This window comes from Microbulbifer rhizosphaerae, from assembly GCF_014191725.1.
Lineage (GTDB): Bacteria > Pseudomonadota > Gammaproteobacteria > Pseudomonadales > Cellvibrionaceae > Microbulbifer > Microbulbifer rhizosphaerae.
Map to the genome: position 1 here is coordinate 107,863 of NZ_JACHWZ010000007.1, position 16,465 is coordinate 124,327.

Sequence of the window (16,465 nt, forward strand, 5' to 3'; positions counted from 1 at the left end):
TATCAGTTGTCCTTCTCTTCCAAAGTCAGCGCCCGCGGCCTTTCGATCCAGCCACCGGTGCCATCCGGTACTATTTCCAACACGTCGATTTTACTGGCACTGGCGCCGACCACCCGCCCGTGGTTTTTACCCAGGTAGTTGCCGATGGTGATGCGGTGAATGCCGCCCTCGCTGTCGTCGATCAGCGCCCACACCTGGCCACCGCGGGAGAGGGTACCCACCATGGAAAGAGCGTCGAAGTTGAACCTCTCCAGCAGTTGGCGCTGCCGGTTCACGTCCGGCGCAACGTCCAGCCTCCGCCCAACCAAACGCTGATCCTCCTCCAACACCGGACGGCTAAAGGGACTGCGCAGCGCGGCGGCGCTGTAGACATAGGGGCTGTAGGGGGTAAATGTCGGGATGGGCTCAATCTGCCCTTTGGGCTGGTGCTCAATCGCCGCCATTTTCTTGCGCAAATCGCTGTGGCTACCGTCCAGGCTGCAGCCCGCGGCGGCCAGCAGAACTGGTATCAGAGTGAAGTACTTCTTCATCCCTCCTCCCCCTGCTCTTTGTAGCGATACGTCTTGGCGTTGATGGTCATACTGAGCAGCGCGGCACTCTCTTTGCCGGTCTGGATCTCAAAATCGTGCAAGGTCACAATCCTGGGCATACCGGCGATACCACTGACAAAGGCACCGAACTCGTGATACCCCCCCTCCACTTCGATACGAATGGGCAGCTCTACATAAAACTCACCCACCTGCTCATCTTCCAGCGCCACTTTCTGGATAGTGAGCCCGCTGCCGCGGCCGTATTCGTCGATATCCTCAAGCAGCCCGGGCACTTCAGTGTCCTTTGGCAGCTGCTTGAGCAGGGCGCCGAAGGTCTCCTCCATTTCCACCAACTGCTCCCGGTAGGCATCCAGGTTGGCCGCTTCAAAGGATTTTTTCTCGAACTGCGTGAACAGCTCCTGCTCCTTGTTGACGGCGAACTCCAGCTGCTGATAGCGGTCCTTGATCAGGAACCAGTAGCCCCCGCCGACCAAAGCCGCCGCAATCAGCAACAGCAGGGCCACCCGCCCCGCCAGGGGCCAGACCCCGACGCGGGAAAAATCGATATCGTTGATATCGAGTTGATTCAATTGTTTGAGCGTATCCTCTAGCGCCATGGCCAGACCTCTTTAATTATCCGCGCCTTGTTGTTCGTCTTCTTCTTTTTTGCGCCCGCTCACACTGACAGTCATCTGGAAGGCACTGGCCTGTTCGCCGAATTCGGGCTTCGCGGTCACGCCGGTCAGGTTGGGTTCCTGATACCACTCCGACTGGTCCAGGTTGCGCATGAAGGACGACACCCGGTTGTTGGACTCCGCCACCCCGGAGACCTGCATGGTGTTGCCGCTGCGTTTCAGGCTGGTGAGCCACAACCCCTCGGGTGCACTGCGCACCATCTCGTCGAAGTAGCGCACCGACAGTGGGCGGTTGCCCTGCAGCTCCTGGATAACCCGCATGCGGTCGATCAGTTCCTGGCGGCGCTTTTTCAGGTCTTTGATTTCGCGCACTTTCTTGTCGAGCGCGGCTATTTCCGTCTGCAGTATCTGATTGCGCTCGTTCTGGTTTGAAATCTGTGCATCGACGGTTTTCATCCACATGAACGTCGCAAAGCCGGCGGCTATGACCACCAGCACCGCCACCTGTTGAAATTCCTTCTGCTTCTGTGCGCGGTATTCCTGGCGCCAGGGAAGTAGGTTGATCTTGGCCATCTCAGTACTCCCGCTCGCGCATCGCCAGGCCGGCGGCGATCATCAGCGCCGGCGCCTCGTTGGCCAGCGCCTGGCGATTGACCCGTGAGGCCACTGTCATATCCTGAAATGGATTGGCGACAACCGTGGGTTTGTTGAGCTTCTGCCCCACCAGTTCCACCAACCCGTCCATGGCCGCGACGCCGCCGCCGAGCATTATGTAATCCACGTCGCTGTAGGAGGTGGAGGAGTAGAAGAACTGCAGCGAGCGGGTGACCTGCTGCACCACGGCATCGCGGAAGGGCTCCAGCACCTCCGGGTAATAGTCGTCCGGCAGGCCGCTGCCACCCTGTCGCTTGGCCAGCCCCGCCTCTTCCGAGGACAGACCGTAGCGACGCTGGATCTCGTCGGTAAGCTGGCGGCCGCCGAATAGCTGCTCGCGGGTGTACACCGTTTTGCCATCCACCAGCACCGAGAGCGCGCTCATGGTGGCGCCAATATCGATGACGGCCACCACCAGTTGCTCCTGGGGGGGGAAATGGCGCTCCAGCAGGGTGTAAGCGCGCTCGATGGCGTAAGCTTCTACATCCACCACCCCGGCCTGCAGTTCGGCGTCGGTCAGCGCGGAAACCCGCTGTTCGACATTCTCACTGCGGCAGGCAGCCAGCAGCACTTCCACCTGGCCCTCGCCTTTTTCCGAAGGGCCCTGCACCTCGAAGTCGAGATTCACTTCATCCAGCGGGTAGGGAATGTACTGATCCGCCTCCAGGGCGATCTGCGCCTCGAGTGCGTCTTCGGAAAGATCGGCGGGCATTTCCAGGGTCTTGGTGATCACCGCGGAGCCGGATACCGCCACCGCAGCCTGGCGCAGGCGCGTCTTGGAGCGGCGCACCACCTTGCGAATGGCTTCCGCAGTGGCGGCGACATCGTTGATGTTTTTGTCCACTACCGCATTGGGAGGCAGGGGCTCGACCGCGTAACATTCGACCCGATACTTGTCGCCGCTGCGGGAGAGCTCCAGCAACTTGACCGCGGTGGAGCTGATATCCAGCCCCAGCATGGCCTTCGGGCCCTTGTTGAGAAAAGGGAGCATCCCCATTTTTCTTATCTTTTCCGTGGGTTATGAAGGTTTGATGTTATAGCACTTTAAATTACAGCTGCAACCGCCTTTTGCATAGGTAACAGCGCACAATCTTCGTATAATTGTCTCAGTTACCCAAAGTCTGTCCAGAGAGTCTCCTGTGGGAGCGAGCCCTGCTCGCGAAATCGCCTGCAGGGCAGGCTCCCACGAAAGAAGCAACTCATGACCGAAAAGACCCGCAACCGCCTACTCTCGCTCCTTTGGCTCGGCACGGCGGGAATCGCCGCCGCCGCCATGGCCTTTGCCAGCATCTACCTGTATCTCAAGCCCGGCCTGCCATCGGTGGAGAGCCTGCGCGACATCCGCCTGCAGACGCCGCTGCGGGTCTACTCCCGGGATATGAAGCTGATTGGGGAATTCGGCGAGAAGCGGCGTAACCCCATCACTATCGAGCAAACGCCCGAACTGTTCGTGAAGGCCGTCCTGGCCGCGGAGGATGCGGGATTTTACTCCCACAACGGCGTATCGATTAAAGGCTTAATGAGAGCTGCGTCACAATTATTGCAAAGCGGCGCCATTCAATCCGGCGGCAGCACCCTCACCATGCAGGTCGCACGCAACTTCTTTCTCAGCCGCGAGCAACGCTTCGTGCGCAAGTTTAACGAGATACTGCTGTCGCTGCAGATCGAACAGGAACTAGACAAAGACGATATTCTCGAGCTTTACATCAATAAAATCTTCCTCGGCAACCGGGCCTACGGCTTCCAGGCCGCGGCCCACGTCTACTACGGCCGAGGCATCGACGAACTCAACCTGGCCCAGTGGGCGATGATGGCGGGCCTGCCCAAGGCCCCCTCCGCGTACAACCCTATCGCTAATCCCACCCGCGCGCTAGTACGCCGCAACTGGATCCTCAAGCGCATGCTGGAATTGGGCTACATCGACCAGGATGACTACAAAAATTCCATCACCGCCCCGGTTACCGCCAGCTACCACGGTCGCGATCTGGACCTCTACGCTCCCTATGTCGCGGAGATGGCACGCAAGGAAGCCGTCGAGCTGTTCGGCGATGCTGCCTACACCGACGGCTACCAAGTGATCACTACGGTGGACAGCAAATTACAGGCGGCCGCGCGCGACGCCCTGCAAAAAGGTCTGGAAACCTATGACGCCCGGCACGGCTACCGCGGCCCCGAGCAGCGCCTGGACGCCGCACTGCTACAGGACAGCGACCAGTTAGTGGACCTGCTCAAGGAGATCCCGGTGCTCGGCGGCCTGCAGCCGGCGGTGGTGACCGCGGTGGAGCCGCAGCGCCTGCGGGTGCAACTGCGCGACCGCCGCGTGGTAGAGGTGCTATGGGAAAACGGCCTGTCCTCCATCCGCCCCTACCTTTCGGAAAACGCCCGCGGACCGAGCCTCAAGTCCGCCGAGGAGATGTTCGCTCCCGGCGATGTAATCCGCCTGCGCCGCGTGGAGATAAGCCCCGAAGAATCCGGCGACCAGCCCCAACCCCTCGAGGACGAGGAACATTTGGCCTTTGATCCTTTTGCCGACCCCGGTGAAGAGGGCGCTGTCGCGCCAGTGGTGGAGCCCCAGGCGCGCGAGGAGTGGCATCTGGCCCAGGTGCCGGAGGCCCAGGGGGCCCTGGTCTCCCTGGCCCCGGAGGACGGCGCCATCCGCGCGCTTGTCGGCGGCTACGACTTCCACCAGAGCCACTTCAACCGTGTCACCCAGGCGGCACGCCAGCCGGGCTCCAACTTCAAGCCGTTTATCTACTCCTCGGCTATAGAGAAGGGCTATACCGCAGCCAGCATCATCAACGACGCGCCAATCATCTTTGAGCAGACCAACCTGCAGGACGTGTGGCGCCCGGAAAACGACACCGGCAAGTTCCTCGGCCCCATTCGACTGCGCAAAGCGCTGTATATGTCCCGCAACCTGGTCTCCATCCGCCTGCTGCAGGCCCTGGGCATCGACTACGCGCTGGGCTTTGTGGAGCGCTTCGGCTTCGAGCGCAGCAAACTGGCCCGCAACCTCACCATCGCCCTGGGCAGCTCGGCGCTGACCCCACTGGAAGTGGCCCGCGGCTACGCCGCCTTCGCCAACGGCGGCTACCGGGTGGAGCCCTACCTGGTGGACCGGGTGCTGGATGTGAATGGTGAAGTGGTCTACCAGGCGCTGCCCCTCACCGTGTGCCGCGACTGCCCGGACGACGGCGGCAAAGCGCCGCCACAGGAGCCAGTGAATCTCGCGGATGCGCAGCAAGAGACGGAGGAGTTGGAACCGGGCGAGGAGCCCATCGAGCTGCGCACCCTGCCGGTGGCCCCCCTCGACGGCGCCGAGGAACGGGCGCGCCCCCGGGCCCCCCGGGCCATATCTCCGCAGACCGCCTACATCATGGACTCGATTCTCAAGGACGTGATCAAGAGGGGTACCGGCCGCAAGGCCCTGGTGATGAAACGCGGCGATATCGCCGGCAAGACCGGTACCACCAACGGTCCGCGCGACTCTTGGTTCTCCGGCTACAGCTCCTACCTGGCCACCAGCACCTGGGTCGGTTTCGACTCCAACGGCGAACTGGGCAAGACCGAATACGGCGGCACCGCCGCGCTGCCAATCTGGATCGATTTCATGTCCACCGCCCTGGAGGGACTGCCGGAACGCCACCTGCCGCAACCGGACAATATAGTCACTGTGCGCATCAACCCACGCACTGGCCTGCGCACCTCCCGCGGCGGTATGTTTGAGATCTTCCGTGCCAACCGGGTGCCCGGCCGCGAGACCTACAGTGCCTACCAGCCGTCGTATGGTGACGATGAAGAGGATAGTGAAGGGGAGCGGTCGGAAGAGTCCCTGCCAGAAGAATTGTTCTAGACATCATTGGGGGCGAAATAAGCTTCGCCCCTATACGCGACAAGGGGACTAATAGACGGAGTCAGCGGGCGTCGCGATACGCCAGGCAAGCGTGCTCCAGCGCACCCAGGTCCGGAATCACTGCCTCCTCGCCGGACAGTGCCACATGCATCAATTCCCCCTGGCTGCAGCCCCGCTCCCGCCCCGCGAGCTCGTCCGGGGTCACCCGCACTAGCCGGGGTGTGCCCTGCAGTACCAGGGCGAAGAAAGGCAGCCGTCCGCCGGGATTACCACTACACAGGACCGCGATACGGCAGCTGCCGTGCATAGCCGGCAGGGACTGCCCGCGCATCATTTCAAAGGACATCAGTGGCAGGCGCAGCTCGCGCCAGTTGAGTTCCCCGAGGTACCAGTCTGGGGCGTCGTAGGCCGCCACCGGGGTCTGCATTGCGATAACCTCCGACAGGGTGTCCACTGGTACCAGCAGCTGGCCGTCCGCCAGTGGCAGCAGCAGGCTGCTCACCTCCTGGGGGGTATCCACCGGCAGCGCTTTGATTCCACTCATCGCCAACACTCTCTGCTTTATCGTTGGTTTAGCCGACTGCCGGCTCGGAGGTGTACTCGCGGATTGCCGCCAGCAGCACTTCCTCCTGGTAGGGCTTACCCAAATAGTGGTTGACCCCCAGGGACAGGGCGTGATCGCGGTGCTTCTTGCCGGTGCGCGAGGTGATCATCACGATGGGAATATCGCGCAGACGGCTGCTGGAGCGGATATGCCGCGCAACCTCGAAACCGTCCATACGCGGCATTTCGATATCCAGCAGGATCACGTCTGGGAGAATATCCTGCAGTTGGATCACCGCGTCCTGACCGTCCTTGGCGGTGCTCACCAGGTAGCCCTCGCGCTCCAGGAAACGCGTGGTGACCTTGCGCACGGTCACCGAGTCATCCACCACCATCACCCGCTGCTGACGCTCCTCCGCAGCCGGCTCCGGCTGGGGTTCCGACGCCAGAAGGGCCCTCTCCGGACGCGCCAACTGGGCGGCCTGCCGGCGCAGCAGCGCATGCGGATCGAGGATCACCACCACGGTGCCGTCGCCGGTGACCGTGGCTCCGGAGACCCCTTGCACGCCGGCGAACTGCGGCCCCAGGCTTTTCACCACGATTTCGCGGCTGCCCATGATCGCGTCCACCTGCAGCGCCATGGCATGGCCCTCGGAGCGGACCAGCAGCACCGGCAACTGCATATCCTCCAGACTCAGTTTGGGCTGCGCCTGGGACTGCAGCAGGGTACCGAAATAATTCACCCGATAGGGTTCGCCGGCGTACTCGAAGCGCGCCTCGCTGTTGCGGTAGTAGTGCTCCAGTTCGAAGGGGCTGAGACGCACTATGCCCTCGATAGTGTTGAGTGGCAGCGCGAACAGGTCGTCGCCCACGCGCACCATCAGCGCTCGGTTGACCGATACGGTAAACGGCAGGCGGACCACGAACTCGGTGCCCTGGCCGGTCTGCGAACTGATGCTCACAGTTCCGCCGATCTGCTTGATCTCCGCGGACACCACGTCCATGCCCACGCCGCGACCGGAAATCTGGGTCACCTTGTCGGCGGTACTGAAACCCGCCTGCAGGATAAACTGCAGAATTTCGGTGTTGGACAGCTCCGCATCCGGGCGCATCAGGCCACTTTCCACCGCCTTCTGGCGCACCTTCATCAGATTGATCCCGGCGCCGTCATCGCTGATGGTGAGTACTACCTCACTGCCCTCGCGCTCCAGCGCCACATTGATCCGGCCGCGCTCCGGCTTGCCTGCTCGCGCCCGCTCCTGCGGGGTTTCGATACCGTGGTCCACGGCGTTGCGCAGCATGTGCTCCAGCGGCGCCACCATGCGCTCGAGCATGGAGCGGTCCAGTTCGCCCTCCACGTTGGAGAACACCAGGTCCACCTGCTTGTTCAGTTCCGCACTTACCTGGCGCACGATGCGGCGCAGGCGCGGCACCAAGCGCGAGAAGGGCACCATGCGACTGCGCATCAGGCCCTCCTGCAACTCAGTGTTCACCCGTGACTGCTGCAGCAGCAGCGTCTCGGTGTCCCGGGCCTTGTTGCCCAGGGTGGCGCGCAGCTCCAGCAGGTCGGAGGTGGATTCCAGCAGGGAGCGCGACAGCTGCTGGATGGACGAGTAACGGTCCATCTCCAGCGGATCGAAATTGTCGTCCTGTTCCGCCAGCTGTTCCTGACGGAACAGGATCTGCGCCTCGGTCTCCATATCCAGCCGGCGCAGCTGTTCGTTGAGACGGAACAGGGTCGCGTCCATCTCCTCCAGCGCCAGGCCGAATTCGCTCACCTGCTCTTCCAGGCGCCCGCGGGAAATGGATGTCTCGCCGGCCAGGTTGACCAGCTCTTCCAGCAGTTCCGCCGCCACCCGCACCATTTCCTGCGGCTGACCGCGGCCCGGGGTCGCGTCGCGCTCGCCGGGGGCCCCTTTCTTGCGAATGAACGGCAGCACATTGCCGGCGGTTTCCGCCGCAACTTCCGGCAGCTGGGCGGGAACCACCTCCTCCGCTGGCGGCGTGGCGCCCACCGGCGGTTCCGGCGCCGCGTCGGCGCCACCGTCGGTGTTTTGGAGTTCCAGCTCAGGGCCGTAGCCCGCCGGCTCGGCGCTGTCCGCCAGTTGCTCGTCGGCCCAGCGGGTGCTCAGCAGTTGGGCAAAGGCATCCAACTGTTCCCCCGCCATCCAGGCGCGCACCGTCTCCACGCCAGCGGCAATGCGGTCGTAGATGGCGTGGGCGTCAGCGAAGAATTCTGCCGGAGGCTCGGCGTCGCCGCGCATCCCCTCGATCACCGTTTCAAAACGATGCGCCACTTCGCCGAGTCCCATCAGCGCGGCCATGCGCGCACCGCCCTTGAAGGTGTGCAGTACCCTCTTGAGCGCCTCCGCCTGGCCGCTATCCCCGGGGGCCTGCTCCCAGCCCTGGATCAGCTCTTCCAGCTCGTCCACCAGGTCGCCGGCCTCTTCCATAAAGACCTCGACAACGTCCGGGTCCACGTCCGCCAGCAGCGCCTGCAACTCGGCGCCGGGGCCGGCGGCCGGCTGTTCCCGCTGCGACTGATCCGCCGCCGGGGCCGCGGCGATGACTTCGCTTTCCTCCAACTGCGGCTCGCTGGCGGACTGCCCGGCCCGCTCTGCGGCGAGCAGGTCATCGAAGCTCAATTCGCCGAAATCATCTGCACTCGTGGCAGCCGGGCTTTCGGGTAACTCCTCTGCGACCGGCAGTTCCGCGCTGTCGATACCCAGTTCCGCAAGGTCGTAGTCATCGTCGGCGGAGACATCGCTCTCCCCCTGGGCCAGCGAGCGCAGCGCTTCGCCCACCGCCTCGCTGACTTCGGGCAGATCCTGGGTGGCGGCCACGGCGTCCACCAGGTCCAGCAGTTCGTTGTGGCCCTGCTCCAGCGAGGCCCACAGTGCCGGCTCCTCTTCCAACTGACCGTCGATCACCTTGCGGTAGACAGCCAGCAACAACCCCGCCAACTCCGCCAGTGTGGGAAGCTGCGCCCGGGCGGCCGCCTCCTGCAATATATCCAGTTCCTCCGCCACCGGCTCCAGCAGAGATTTGTCCCCCGGGCGGCTGCGCCACTGGTTCAGCATCTGGTCCGCGTCCAGCAGCACCTTCATGCCATCGGCCATGATCACCGCCAGCAATTGCGGGTCTACCGCGCGGGGTTCGTTGGCCTCGCGCTCGCGGATCAGATGGCCGACAGCGCGCTCCTGCAACTCCGCCACACGGGCGAGGAACTGCTCGGCCCGGTCCAGCCCCAAGGGCTTGCCGGTGTAAATCTGTTCGAGGACACTGCGCAGATAGTCGGCGCCGTCCCCGATCAGTTCGTAAATATCCGCATCGATGGGCACCCGGTAGGTGCGCAGCTCCTTGGCAAAGCGCTCCAGCGGCGCCACCAGCTGTGCCACCGGTTTGACCTCCGCCATATGGGCGGAGCCCTTGAGGGTGTGCAGGGCGCGGTGCAGGGGGTCCGATGGAACACCGTAGAGAGGCGCCGCCTCGCGCATTTCGGCGAGGAACTCGTCCACCACCACCAAGTGGGTCTCGGCCTCCTGGGCAAAAATTTCCCACAGCTGGTCCCTGTCCTCCAGACTCTCCGCGGTCGCAGCGACGCTGTCCGGCTCCGCTGCAGGCGTCCGTTGCGGCTCCGCCAGTTCCGCCGGCACCTCGCCGCGGGAAAGCTGCTGGGCCCAATCCTCCAGCTGCGCGGTGCGTTCCGGTTCCGGATCGCCGCTGCCGAGGCGGAAGCCCTCGATCATCGACGGCAGTTTTTGCCGCACCTGATCCACCAGCTCCGCGTGGGCGCGCTGGGGCTTGACCGTGTCGTCGATAACGCGGTTGAGCATATTCTCCACCGCCCAGGCCAGCTCACCGATTTCCAGCGCTTCAACCATGCGCCCAGAGCCCTTCAGGGTGTGAAAGCCCCGTCGGAATTCCACCAGCGCATCTTGATCGGAAAAGTTGGCGGCCCACTGGGGGAAGTAAAGACCGATGGTCTCCAGCACCTCGGCCGCCTCTTCGAGGAATATTTCGACAATCTCGTCGTCGATCAGACTCTCGTCGTCATCCATCGCGGCCGCGGCCGGTGCGGGAACGGCCTCCGCAGCCGCGGTTGTCTCTGAGCTCTCCTCACCGGAAAACCAGTTGTCCTCCTCGCGAGCTTCCGGCACTTGCGGTGCCTCGGCGACAGCGGGGGACTCCTCCCACTGCTCATCGCCGGCGGACCGCATTCCGGCGGTTTCCATTTCTGCGGGCGGTGCTTCGAGGATTTCCGTTTCGACGCTCTGGGTTTCGGCGGGCTCCGGCTCGGGCGTGAGATCGAGCGAGAAACCATCCAATACGGCGGCCTCCGCGTCCCCGGCAGCGGGCTCCGCTTCAACAGCACTTTCCTCCGCTGGTTTTTCCGCTTCGACTTTTTCCTCCACCGGTGCGGCCGCGCCGGCAACCGCAAAACCCAGGGTCGCAACGCTGTCTTCCGCCAGGGCCAGCAGCATATCGGCGTCTTCTATGCCATCGGCGCGACGTTCCAGGTAATACTCGACGCTGGTAATGGCATCGGCGAGAGTGTCGAGCAGCTTCCACTCCGGCTGCTCGGCAGCGTCGATCAACTGCTGGCTGATATAGCGTTTGCAGGCGCTCACTATCTCACCGGCGCGGCGATAACCCACCATATCCAGGCCGCCACACACTTCCTGGAGGCGCTCCGGTACGCGGCTCAGGTAACTGATGTCCCAGTGGCTGGCGATATATTCCACCACCGATTCCTTGACCGCTTCCAGGCCGATGCGCGCCTCGCGCAGCACCGTCTCAGTGGCGTCGCCCATCAGCGGCTCGCCGCTGTCCATTTTCCTGTCCCGGGTTACGGCGGCGGCGAGACTGGCGTCCAGTTGCACCAACTCTCCGGCGGCCTGCATCAGCAGCTCGTCGGTGTTCTCTCCACGGGAGGCATCACGCAGGTACTCGTAGATACCCCGCGCGCGGTTGCGCTGGCTCTCCAGCCCCAGTACGCCGAGGGTGTCCGCCAGCCGCTTGGCGACCGCGGCGGTATCGGAGAGCGGCGGGTGCTCGGCACCGGCGGTACCGGGCTCGAGGGCCTCGCGCACCGAGTGCAGCTCCTCCCGCAGGGCGGCCACCGCGGTGCCCAGGGCCTCGGGGCCCATGGCCAGGGCGTCCTCGGTATCCGGGCGCGGCGTGCCCGGGACGGCCTTGTCCAGAGCGAAAGTGTCGTAGAGTGACTTGCAACGCGCGCCGTTGGGACCGCTCAGGTAGACGTAGAACAGCAGGTTGCGCACCAGGCTGCGATCCAGCGGGGCGTCCAGCACCGGCGCGCCGCGGCCGGCCAACAGGCGGAATTCCACGTCGACACGGCGCAGCAGCTGGCGCAATGCCGGCATTACGGTGAGGCGGTGTTCGCCGATAGCCTCGAACAGGCCCAGCAGTACCTGCCACAGGGGCAGGCGCAGGCTGCCGCTGTAGAGCAGCGACATCTTTTCGCCGACTTTGATCAGGTAGGCGAGGCTCTCGCCGCTGTTCACATCGCGTATCAGCCCGGCGGCGGCGACGTGGTAGATTTTGCGCAGCTTGCCCACCAGTTCCTGGAGAGCGACTTCGTTGGCGAGCAGGGGCTGGCGCTTGCCGGACACCCGTTCCAGAGAGGACAGGTCGGGAGAGAAGAGCCCGCCCTCGGTAATCAGGCGCTCGCGGCGCACCGCGCGCAGGTCGTTGAGCAGCGGCAGCAGCAGCACCGCGTTGTCACGGCGCTGGAAGGCCACCTTGTCCAGGTAGAGAGGCAATTCAAGCAGCGCGCGCATCAGGAACTCGCGCGTCTCGTCGGTGTTTTCCACTTCGCCGGCGGCCAGTGCCTGCACCAACTGCTCCATCTCCTCGGCGAGCATGGCGGCGCCGGTGAGTTCGGCCATATGCAGACTGCCGTGCACCTGGTGGATCAGCTCCAGGCAGTTCTGCAACGGCGCCTTGTCGGACGAATCTGAGGCGAAAGACTCCAGTTGCTGACGCGCCTGCGCCAGCGTCTCGTTGATCTCACCCGTCAGCCAGTCCAGGGCCAGAAAATTGGGATTGTCGTGACTCACGGCAAGTCCTCAGTAATGCAATCTGTACGCCGGCGCAAAGCCCCCGTAGCGGGGCGCCATCCATGCACCTTGAATTTCTCCGCCGGATCAGGCCAGGGCCCGGTCCTCACGCTCCTCCACGGAGAGTTCTTCGCCATCCAGCAGCGAGAAGTCTTCCCCGGCCATTTCCGGCAGCTCCACATCGTACAGCTCGCCGTTTTCTTCGACCCCTTCCTCGCTGGGCAGCTTGAAGCCGGCGACGGATTCACGCAGGGCGTTGGCGGTTTTCGCCAAGTTACCAATGGACTGGGCCGTGGCCTGGGTACCGGCGGAGGTCTGCGAGGTAATCTCCTGAATCACGTTCATCGTGTTGGAGATGTGGCCGGCGGAAGACGCCTGCTGACGGGCGGCGTTGGAGATGTTCTGAATCAAGGCGGCCAGGTTGGTGGATACGCCCTCAATCTCTTCCAGGGCAACACCGGCGTCCTGGGCCAGGCGGGCACCGCGCACCACCTCGGTGGTGGTCTGCTCCATCGAGACCACCGCTTCATTGGTGTCCGACTGAATCGCTTTTACCAGGCCTTCGATCTGTTTGGTCGCCGCGGCGGAACGTTCCGCGAGGCGCTGTACCTCGTCCGCTACCACCGCGAAGCCGCGGCCCGCATCCCCGGCCATGCTCGCCTGGATGGCGGCGTTCAAGGCGAGGATGTTGGTCTGGTCGGCAATGTCGTTAATCAGGCTCACGATATCGCCGATCTCCTGGGAGGATTCACCCAGCCGCTTGATCCGCTTGGAGGTGTCCTGGATCTGCTCGCGAATGGTGTCCATGCCCTTGATCGTGTTCTGTACCACCTTGGCGCCGTTGCTCGCGATCTGTACCGAGCGTTCCGCCACCTGGGCCGATTCGGCGGCGTTGGCGGATACCTGGTCGATGGTCACGGCCATTTCGTTCACCGCCGCAGACGCCCCGGCAATTTCCTGTGCCTGGTGCTCGGAGGCCTCAGCCAGGTGGAGTGCGGTCTGCTGGGTTTCCTGGGACAGGCCGGATACTTCCTGGGCCGCGCCGGTGATCCGCGATACCAGCACCCGCAGCTGGTCGATGGTGTAGTTGATGGAATCCGCGATCGCACCGGTAAAGGCCTCGGTTACCGTGGCCGAGGTGGTCAGGTCCCCGTCGGCGAGATCGGCCAGTTCGTCCAGCAGCTGCATAATCGCCTGCTGGTTGCGCTCGTTGGTCTCGGACTCCTCCTTCAAGCTGCGGCGGGTACCGGAGAAGGCCATGATCATCATGCCGAAGATCAGCATCACGAACACACCGGTGATGATCATGATGGTCTGGTTGTTGGGCTGGCGCTCGCCGGACAGGTTGACGATGTGGTCGTTGAGGACGTTCAGGGATTCCAGCAGCTGCGGCGAGGACGTCAGGATGCCGTCCGCTGCCTGGCGCGTGGCGAACAGTGCCGGGGTGGCCTCGAAGATCTCGCGCACGGAGGAGCTTACGAATTCGAACAGCTCGGTGATCTCATCCAGCGACTGGCGCGCCTCCGGGTCGGTCACGCGGGAGATACCCATCACCACATCGCCGCCCTTCATGCCCTCCACCACTTTACCGAACAGGCTGGCGTCTGTATTGAACTGGTCCGCGGCGGCTTCGGCGTCTTCACCGCCCTGCAGCATCTTGTCGATGTTCCGACCGATGCGCTCCGCGCGCCATACCTGCAACTGCGCCTGTTCGATCTGGTTCGCCGGGGCGCTGTTGGCCAGCAGGATTTCCACGATGTTGTTGTGCTCCGCCTGCAGTTCCGGCAGAGAATCGTTCAGGGTGCTGGCCACATCGTTGAGGAAGATGATGGTGTCCTTGTTGCCGAGGATGGTGTCCGCCTGTTCGCGCACTTGGCGCCAGATCTGGGCGTAATTCGCCAGATCCTGCTCCAGCGCGCGGCGGGTGCCGGCATCGGCGCCCTGCAGCCGGTTCCAGATCCCGGACATTTCCCCGACCACTTTTTGCAGCTCATCGAAGGCTTCTTCGTCACCTGCGGTGGCCTCCGGACCGAGCGACACCACCTGGTATGACAGCGCGCGGAGTTCCGCCACCTGCTGCAGGTACTCTTTATCGCGGTCGCCCTGGGTCTGCACCAGGTAGATACTGACAATCAGCCCCGCCAGTGTGGCGAGTACCAGCAGACCCATAAACAGCGCTGCCGGGTTACTGCGCAGCGCGGAAGAGGAACTCTGGGAGCCTGTTTTCATAGTTTACTCCTGGCGGACCTGAGGATCAGGCCAATTCTTTTTATCACTACTTGGTTAAACGCTCTTTCCGCAACAGCCCTCAGCGGCGGGCCGCTGCAGATTCCCCGGAAGAGAAAAAACCGGAAGCCGCGGTTTACTGGGCCGCGGCATCCATAAACTGGAAATCGTTAATGAGCGCCTGCATGTCGAACACCAGCCAGCGCTCCTGCTGCAGCGCAAACTGGCCGTTGACCATCGGTGCAAAGGGCTCCATCAGGTCGCCCGGGGCGCGCTTGGCGTATTCGAGTGCCAGGTGCTGCATACCGTGCAGCTCGTCGACGATCAGCCCCGCGTACATTTTCCCGTGCTCCACCACCAGCACGCGGCGGCGCTGCCTGGCCCCTCTGAGGCCGCCGCCGAAAAAAGCCGCCAGGTCAAACAGCGGCAGCAGGCGGCCGCGCACATTGGCCACACCGCGCACCCAGGGCTGGGCCCCGGGGATAAAGGTGTACTGGGGGACTTCGAGCAATTCCACCACCGCCTCCATAGAGGCGACGAAACGATGGCCCAGAAGGGAGAAGCCGATACCGCTCCAGTAGGGCTTGACCTCCTGCCGCCCGGGCAGGCCTGCCGCCTGCGCCTTGGCACGGTTGGCGATATCGATCAGTGCGAGATAGGGGGACTGTTTCGACTGCACTGAGTTTGCAGCTGGCCTAGGCCAACACCTCCTCGATGGCGCCCAGCAGCCGGCTCTCTTCCACCGGCTTGGTCAGGTAGGCGCGGGCCCCCTGGCGCATACCCCAGACGCGATCCGTGTCCTGGTCCTTGGTGGTGACGATAATGATCGGAATTCCGCTGGTGTCGCCGTCCTTGCTCAACTGGCGCGTGGCCTGGAAGCCGTTGAGGCCGGGCATCACGATGTCCATCAGAATGACATCGGGTTTTTGCTGGCGCGCGACATCGACCCCGTTTTCGCCGTTGGTGGCGGCGATCACGGCGTGGCCGTTCTTTTCCAGCATGGTAGTCAGTTTATGAGTTTCTGTTGGCGAGTCGTCAACGATTAGTACTCTTGCCATTTGCTCCCCGCGACATTTATTGTCCGCAGAAACACCCGGGAGGGGCGCCTGCAAAGGTTTGTTGTCATGTCGGCGGACCGGGCCCGCACCGAAGCAGACACCGACCGCACACCCTTAAAAATTTCGTTATCCGCGAAAATCACTCCGCGTCCGGCGAACGTTTGCCTGGTATCCCAAAAAATGTTCAGCCGGCACCGTCGCCTATTCTACGCCAGCGGTGTTAACAAAGTCACAGCCAAAACCCGAGCTGCGCCAATTACGCCGCGTGATGCGGCTTGGCGTGGGCCGAGATTGCACCCAGTAACTCGCTCTTGCTGAATGGTTTGGTCAGATATTGATCACAACCAACCACCCGGCCCTTGGCCTTGTCGAACAAACCGTCCTTGCTCGACAACATCACCACTGGCGTTGAGCGGAATTCGCTGTTGTTTTTGATCAGCGCGCAGGTTTGATAGCCATCCAGGCGTGGCATCATGATATCGACAAAGATAATATCCGGCCGCGAATCGGCGATTTTTGCCAAGGCATCAAAACCGTCCGTTGCGGTAACCACCGTACACCCCGCTTTCTGCAGCAGCGTCTCGGCGGTGCGGCGAATCGTCTTACTGTCGTCGATCACCATCACCGTCAGGCTTTCCCAGTTGAGCTCCATAGTGTTGTTGAATCCCCTGTTTACTTATTTTCAGGCGTAGCTTTAAGCCCGCCCTTTCTTCAACCGCTTGCGGGGTCTGGACGCCTCGGCAGGCCAAGGTCGCACATCAGGGGGAACTTTTATCACAGAACCCAAAGTGAATCTACCGGAGCCAGGGTGCGAACAGCACGGCAGTACAAATAATCACCACAGAGGCAATATGCGTAAATAGTTGCGCCAGCGGCGGACAGCTTT

11 protein-coding genes are annotated in these 16,465 nt (G+C 63.1%); 1 reads left to right on the top strand and 10 read right to left on the bottom strand.

Features of this window, described 5'->3' with window-relative positions; genetic code table 11:
- Nucleotides 1–2: 2 nt before the first annotated feature.
- Genes FHS09_RS08985 through FHS09_RS09000 form a run of 4 tightly spaced genes read right to left on the bottom strand, consistent with a single transcriptional unit; the run spans nucleotide 3 to nucleotide 2,816 of the window.
- Nucleotides 3–530: a pilus assembly protein PilP gene (locus FHS09_RS08985; RefSeq protein WP_183458995.1), complete on the bottom strand. Its 528-nt coding sequence runs from the start codon at nucleotides 528–530 to the stop codon at nucleotides 3–5.
- Nucleotides 527–1,147: a type IV pilus inner membrane component PilO gene (locus FHS09_RS08990; protein WP_183458997.1), complete on the bottom strand. Its 621-nt coding sequence runs from the start codon at nucleotides 1,145–1,147 to the stop codon at nucleotides 527–529. The genes FHS09_RS08985 and FHS09_RS08990 overlap by 4 nt, the downstream gene beginning before the upstream one ends.
- Nucleotides 1,148–1,159: 12 nt before the next feature.
- Nucleotides 1,160–1,738: a PilN domain-containing protein gene (locus tag FHS09_RS08995; protein WP_183458999.1), complete on the bottom strand. Its 579-nt coding sequence runs from the start codon at nucleotides 1,736–1,738 to the stop codon at nucleotides 1,160–1,162.
- A gap of 1 nt (nucleotide 1,739) precedes the next feature.
- A complete protein-coding gene (locus FHS09_RS09000; protein WP_183459001.1) occupies nucleotides 1,740–2,816 on the bottom strand; it encodes a pilus assembly protein PilM in 1,077 nt (358 codons plus the stop codon).
- 204 nt (nucleotides 2,817–3,020) lie between these two features.
- Between FHS09_RS09000 and FHS09_RS09005 the strand changes: the two genes are divergently transcribed.
- Entirely contained in the window at nucleotides 3,021–5,672 is a 2,652-nt protein-coding gene (locus FHS09_RS09005; protein WP_183459003.1) for a penicillin-binding protein 1A, read from the top strand.
- Nucleotides 5,673–5,733: 61 nt separating this feature from the next.
- Here FHS09_RS09005 and FHS09_RS09010 read toward each other — a convergent pair whose 3' ends face one another.
- From FHS09_RS09010 to pilG, 6 genes are all read right to left on the bottom strand, one after another.
- Complete coding sequence (locus FHS09_RS09010) at nucleotides 5,734–6,216, bottom strand: chemotaxis protein CheW (RefSeq protein WP_183459005.1); 483 nt, start codon at nucleotides 6,214–6,216, stop codon at nucleotides 5,734–5,736.
- A gap of 28 nt (nucleotides 6,217–6,244) precedes the next feature.
- A complete protein-coding gene (locus FHS09_RS09015) occupies nucleotides 6,245–12,295 on the bottom strand; it encodes an Hpt domain-containing protein (protein WP_343057452.1) in 6,051 nt (2,016 codons plus the stop codon).
- A gap of 87 nt (nucleotides 12,296–12,382) precedes the next feature.
- Nucleotides 12,383–14,524, bottom strand: coding sequence for a methyl-accepting chemotaxis protein (locus tag FHS09_RS09020; RefSeq protein ID WP_183459007.1), 2,142 nt, complete (start codon nucleotides 14,522–14,524; stop codon nucleotides 12,383–12,385).
- A 133-nt stretch (nucleotides 14,525–14,657) separates the two neighbouring features.
- A complete protein-coding gene (locus tag FHS09_RS09025; protein WP_183459009.1) occupies nucleotides 14,658–15,200 on the bottom strand; it encodes a chemotaxis protein CheW in 543 nt (180 codons plus the stop codon).
- 16 nt (nucleotides 15,201–15,216) lie between these two features.
- Entirely contained in the window at nucleotides 15,217–15,579 is a 363-nt protein-coding gene (gene pilH / locus FHS09_RS09030; RefSeq protein ID WP_183459011.1) for a twitching motility response regulator PilH, read from the bottom strand.
- A 256-nt stretch (nucleotides 15,580–15,835) separates the two neighbouring features.
- Nucleotides 15,836–16,231: a twitching motility response regulator PilG gene (gene pilG / locus FHS09_RS09035; RefSeq protein ID WP_067084389.1), complete on the bottom strand. Its 396-nt coding sequence runs from the start codon at nucleotides 16,229–16,231 to the stop codon at nucleotides 15,836–15,838.
- Nucleotides 16,232–16,465: the final 234 nt, after the last annotated feature.

What these genes read in the sequence shown, in the direction of transcription:
- FHS09_RS08995 (WP_183458999.1), bottom strand. Translation starts at nt 1,738, where the DNA reads ATGGCCAAGATCAACCTACTTCCCTGGCGCCAGGAATACCGCGCACAG.
- FHS09_RS08985 (WP_183458995.1), bottom strand. Translation starts at nt 530, where the DNA reads ATGAAGAAGTACTTCACTCTGATACCAGTTCTGCTGGCCGCCGCGGGC.
- FHS09_RS09020 (WP_183459007.1), bottom strand. Translation starts at nt 14,524, where the DNA reads ATGAAAACAGGCTCCCAGAGTTCCTCTTCCGCGCTGCGCAGTAACCCG.
- FHS09_RS09010 (WP_183459005.1), bottom strand. Translation starts at nt 6,216, where the DNA reads ATGAGTGGAATCAAAGCGCTGCCGGTGGATACCCCCCAGGAGGTGAGC.
- pilH (WP_183459011.1), bottom strand. Translation starts at nt 15,579, where the DNA reads ATGGCAAGAGTACTAATCGTTGACGACTCGCCAACAGAAACTCATAAA.
- FHS09_RS08990 (WP_183458997.1), bottom strand. Translation starts at nt 1,147, where the DNA reads ATGGCGCTAGAGGATACGCTCAAACAATTGAATCAACTCGATATCAAC.
- FHS09_RS09005 (WP_183459003.1), top strand. Translation starts at nt 3,021, where the DNA reads ATGACCGAAAAGACCCGCAACCGCCTACTCTCGCTCCTTTGGCTCGGC.
- FHS09_RS09000 (WP_183459001.1), bottom strand. Translation starts at nt 2,816, where the DNA reads ATGGGGATGCTCCCTTTTCTCAACAAGGGCCCGAAGGCCATGCTGGGG.
- pilG (WP_067084389.1), bottom strand. Translation starts at nt 16,231, where the DNA reads ATGGAGCTCAACTGGGAAAGCCTGACGGTGATGGTGATCGACGACAGT.